The sequence below is a fragment of the Gilliamella sp. App4-10 genome (assembly GCF_001690495.1).
GTDB classification, from domain to species: domain Bacteria; phylum Pseudomonadota; class Gammaproteobacteria; order Enterobacterales; family Orbaceae; genus Gilliamella; species Gilliamella apicola_G.
Window position 1 is genome coordinate 1 of sequence record NZ_LZGS01000028.1, and the last position, 4,136, is coordinate 4,136.

The following is a 4,136-nucleotide window of genomic DNA, read 5'->3' on the forward strand; positions in this document are numbered from 1 at the left end:
CTGCCGGTAAGCTTACTGCAATATCAATACCTAACGCCTCACGATTAAAGTCATCAATGACATTGAATGTCCTAAAGCGACGTTGATTACAGCTACTGTCACTCATAAAATCCATTGACCAACATTCACCTTGTTTATTAGGAACCAATAGCCTTTCTGGGCTTCGTGGAGGAATACGTTTTTTACGCTTTACCCTGAGATTAAGCTTTAATTCACAATACACCCGATATACCCGTTTATGATTCCATTTATAGCCGAGCTTTCTGATACGATTAAAGCATTTAGGAAAGCCCCAGCGTAAATGCCGGTCTGTGATAGCATTCAATACCGAAACAATCACCGAATCATCCTGTAACTTAGGTTGATAATAGTAAGCACAACGACTTAAGCCAACAATGGCACAACTCATAGCAATAGTAACCAAATGATTTTGTTGTAGTTGCTGTGCCCACGTTTTACGTGCCCCAGTTGGCACTAAAGCTTTTTTATGATTTCTTCCTGAAGCTGAGATTTTAAACTGAGCTCAGCAAACATCTGTTTAAGTTTACGGTTTTCGGCCTCCAGCTCCTTTAAACGTTTGATATCCGAGGTTTCCATACCACCGTATTTATCTCGCCATTTATAGAAAGTTGAATTCCCCATGCCATATTTACGGCAGAGTTCCTTGACAGGAATACCTGCTTCAGCTTCTTTTAAAATAGCGACGATTTGATGTTCAGTCATTTTTTTCATAATTAAATCCTCTTTACTTGTATCATAGAGAATTTTCTACTTTTTGCTGTACTATTTTAGGGGATAGTTACATTCTGATTCTAATTGAATGCTTTTATTAATGATATTACCGTTTAACATGTTAATCGAATCTTGGTCCCCCGATTTTATATAATCCGGTTATATCATTTTTATCACTAATATCTAATATTAATATTAATATTAAATTTTTATTTTCAAATAAACCCTTCAATCCAATTCTCTCATTTATTAATAAAATACGAGGATAACACCACCTGATAATGGGCTTCCTCTTTATTGACCGATAACAGACTAAACTCAGTAATCACCCCATACAAGGTGCGTTTATGACTCAACGTGGGCCAGTCACTTAATGAGCGGATAGCGGAAGTTAATGGTTTATTGATAACAGGGTTAAAGGAGAAGGTCGATTTTTGATTAAGGTGTAATAGTCTTTACTTAATCTGACATTCAAGTTATTTTATAACACAAAAGACAGGCAATAAAAGTTCACTTTATTAATTTTTATAATACCGTTAAAATCCATAAAGCGATTTTAAGGAAAATGCCTTATGGGTTTTAGCGGATTGTTTTAATCATGGCGCGTAAACAACTCGGCGTTTTCCTATACCTAATTTAACTCAACCATTAACCGACTCTTATTGGGTCGGCGAATGTCCGCATTACTGTAATTCAATCCATCCTAGCCAAATTCAATCTAATCCGTTATTGTTCGTGTTTAAACAATTTTGTTTGTTGATCTAAATAGCTCAGCACATCAGGTATTCGGTGTTTACCTGCCATTGATTGCACGCTATTGGCTGCATTTATTAGCGGTATGCCTATCGAGGTAACATATAGCGGGTGCTTACTTTGACCACGAAGAACCTCGATCAAATACTCGCTATTGCCTGAAAACGGCTTTTTAGCAACACCAATAATAGGGATGGTTTTGTTTAATGCATGATACAAATGCCCACCTAGCCCTATCTTACCTTCATCCAAATGCACATAACCATCAATCACAATGCAGGTAAGTTTACTTAAATCAATTTTATCAAGCAGTGACATAATGCAAGGCAATTCACGTTGATAAAACTGACCTGATTGATAGGGCGCAACATTATCTTGATAATCAGTGATTACCTGTTCAATTGCTGAGGTTGAATCAGTCCAATGATGAAATAAAACGCCGACCGATTTGGCGCGGTTATCAATGTAATAAACATCAATTGCAAGTATCATATTAAGTTATCTTTTCTTTAAAATATTATTTATCAATGAATCAATACATTGAAACTAACTGAGTAAGATAACATTATTACTGTTATTAATTCAATGCGATAATATTCACTTCTGTATTGATTATTATTAAATATATTTATTAAGTTTAGTTATTCCGATGGTCATAAGCCAATCCACGAAACAATACATCATTTAAAAAGTACAAGCCATCAATCCGTTGCAAATGACTTAACTCTACCCGAATCGGTGGGTTAGACTCAGTTTTATTTTTTATCTCATTCATTTTATTCTCCTTTTCGCCCTGTTCTAACTTTATCATACCATTGGCTTCAAATACACCATAATCTCGACTACCTGTAATAACGCCATCGGTGATTTCATATACTTGATAAAGCTGATTGTCACGATGATCATAAGCTTCGCCATTAAATGGTGTATCGTTATAAAAGTAGTCATTACTGCGCTTTTCTAGTTGATTGAGTTCTATTCTGACTATCATGATTTTTTAATCTATTAAGTAAGCTGTTGTTTTAAATCATCCGGTAAAAATGCCTGAAAATAATCGATTCTGCCGTCATTAAAGGTTATTTTTATATTGCTATTTTGTTGTAGGGCAAATAATGCGAGTGCTTGTGCTCGATATTGCTGTTTTTGTTTTTCGGCAGCAACGAGGTCTATTTTATATACGGAAGACTCTTTACATTTTAATGTCTGTAAAGAAGGTAATTGAGCTAATCTAGCAAAGGTAGAATATTCAATATTTGTATAGGATAACTCTAACTGCGTTATCTGATTTAAGAGCCCGCGATCTAACAGTTGGTTAAATAATGAATCATCAATTGACCAAAGAGAGAGGTTATCGGCAAAAATATCCTGTTTTGCCAATAAATCATCAAAGGTTTTAAAATCAAGACCTAAATCATCTCTAGGTACTAATAAGGAAACATAAACATAATCATCCTCAATAATTGCTCGGCTGATTTGTTTTTGATCGTTGAAATATAATTTTATATTACCTGAATGATCTGTTTCTGCATAATCTAAATAGCGTGATTCAATCCTTTTACAGACATTATTTTCCCACTCCAATAACCACTCTCTATCGCCAGTTGTTTCGGTAATATCAATTTGTTTTTCTTCGTATCTTTTTATTCGACCTGTACCATCGGGATAATAACCGATAGTTTTAACAAACCAACCATCAATACACAAATGTTCGGCTTGTACAAAACCAAAACTATATTGATAACATAAACCTGTAAATGGTTTTCCTTGATAAGAATAACGGATGTCGTTCATTTCATAATCAAAGTCACCGCTATGTAACAATTCATAATCGACCTTTATCATACCATTGGCTTCAAAAACACCATAATCTCGACTACCTGTAATAATACCGTCGGTAATTTCGTATACCTGATAAAGTTGATTATCTCGATGATCGTAAGCTTCGCCATTAAACGGCGTATCGTTATAAAAGTAGTCATTACTGCGCTTTTCTAGTTGATTGAGTTCTATTCTGACTATCATGATTTTTTAATCTGTTAAGTAAGTTGATGTTTTAAATCATCGGGTAAGAATTCTTGAAAATAATCGATTCTGCCGTCATTAAAGGTTATTTTTATATTGCTATTTTGTTGTAGGGCAAATAATGCGAGTGCTTGCGCTCGATATTGCTGTTTTTGTTTTTCGGCAGCAACGAGGTCTATTTTATAGACGGAAGATTCTTTACATTTTAATGTCTGTAAAGAAGGTAATTGAGCTAATCTAGCAAAGGTAGAATATTCAATATTTGTATAGGATAACTCTAACTGCGTTATCTGATTTAAGAGCCCGCGATCTAACAGTTGGTTAAATAATGAATCATCAATTGACCAAAGAGAGAGGTTATCGGCAAAAATATCCTGTTTTGCCAATAAATCATCAAAGGTTTTAAAATCAAGACCTAAATCATCTCTAGGTACTAATAAGGAAACATAAACATAATCATCCTCAATAATTGCTCGGCTGATTTGTTTTTGATCGTTGAAATATAATTTTATATTACCTGAATGATCTGTTTCTGCATAATCTAAATAGCGTGATTCAATCCTTTTACAGACATTATTTTCCCACTCCAATAACCACTCTCTATCGCCAGTTGTTTCGGTAATATCAAT

6 protein-coding genes are annotated in these 4,136 nt (G+C 34.3%); all 6 read right to left on the reverse strand.

Annotated features, from left to right (window positions below):
- Positions 1 to 475, reverse strand: a 475-nt coding sequence (locus tag A9G23_RS04565; RefSeq protein WP_141674914.1) for an IS3 family transposase, incomplete at its 3' end; no start/stop codon positions are given.
- Entirely contained in the window at positions 475 to 732 is a 258-nt protein-coding gene (locus A9G23_RS04570; RefSeq protein WP_065586190.1) for a transposase, read from the reverse strand. The genes A9G23_RS04565 and A9G23_RS04570, both read right to left, overlap by 1 nt.
- Before the next feature lie 726 nt (positions 733 to 1,458).
- A complete protein-coding gene (locus tag A9G23_RS04575) occupies positions 1,459 to 1,977 on the reverse strand; it encodes an endonuclease V (protein ID WP_065586500.1) in 519 nt (172 codons plus the stop codon).
- 145 nt (positions 1,978 to 2,122) lie between these two features.
- On the reverse strand, positions 2,123 to 2,476 hold the full coding sequence (locus A9G23_RS04580) for a hypothetical protein (protein WP_065586501.1): 354 nt from the start codon (positions 2,474 to 2,476) through the stop codon (positions 2,123 to 2,125).
- A 14-nt stretch (positions 2,477 to 2,490) separates the two neighbouring features.
- Positions 2,491 to 3,507: a hypothetical protein gene (locus tag A9G23_RS04585; protein WP_065586502.1), complete on the reverse strand. Its 1,017-nt coding sequence runs from the start codon at positions 3,505 to 3,507 to the stop codon at positions 2,491 to 2,493.
- A 14-nt stretch (positions 3,508 to 3,521) separates the two neighbouring features.
- Positions 3,522 to 4,136 (reverse strand): hypothetical protein (locus tag A9G23_RS11490; protein WP_176700598.1); only part of this gene is annotated, 615 nt, incomplete at its 5' end.

Excerpts from the sequence above, each read along its gene's own strand:
- A9G23_RS04570 (WP_065586190.1), bottom strand. The coding sequence starts at position 732 with ATGAAAAAAATGACTGAACATCAAATCGTCGCTATTTTAAAAGAAGCT.
- A9G23_RS04575 (WP_065586500.1), bottom strand. The coding sequence starts at position 1,977 with ATGATACTTGCAATTGATGTTTATTACATTGATAACCGCGCCAAATCG.
- A9G23_RS04580 (WP_065586501.1), bottom strand. The coding sequence starts at position 2,476 with ATGATAGTCAGAATAGAACTCAATCAACTAGAAAAGCGCAGTAATGAC.
- A9G23_RS04585 (WP_065586502.1), bottom strand. The coding sequence starts at position 3,507 with ATGATAGTCAGAATAGAACTCAATCAACTAGAAAAGCGCAGTAATGAC.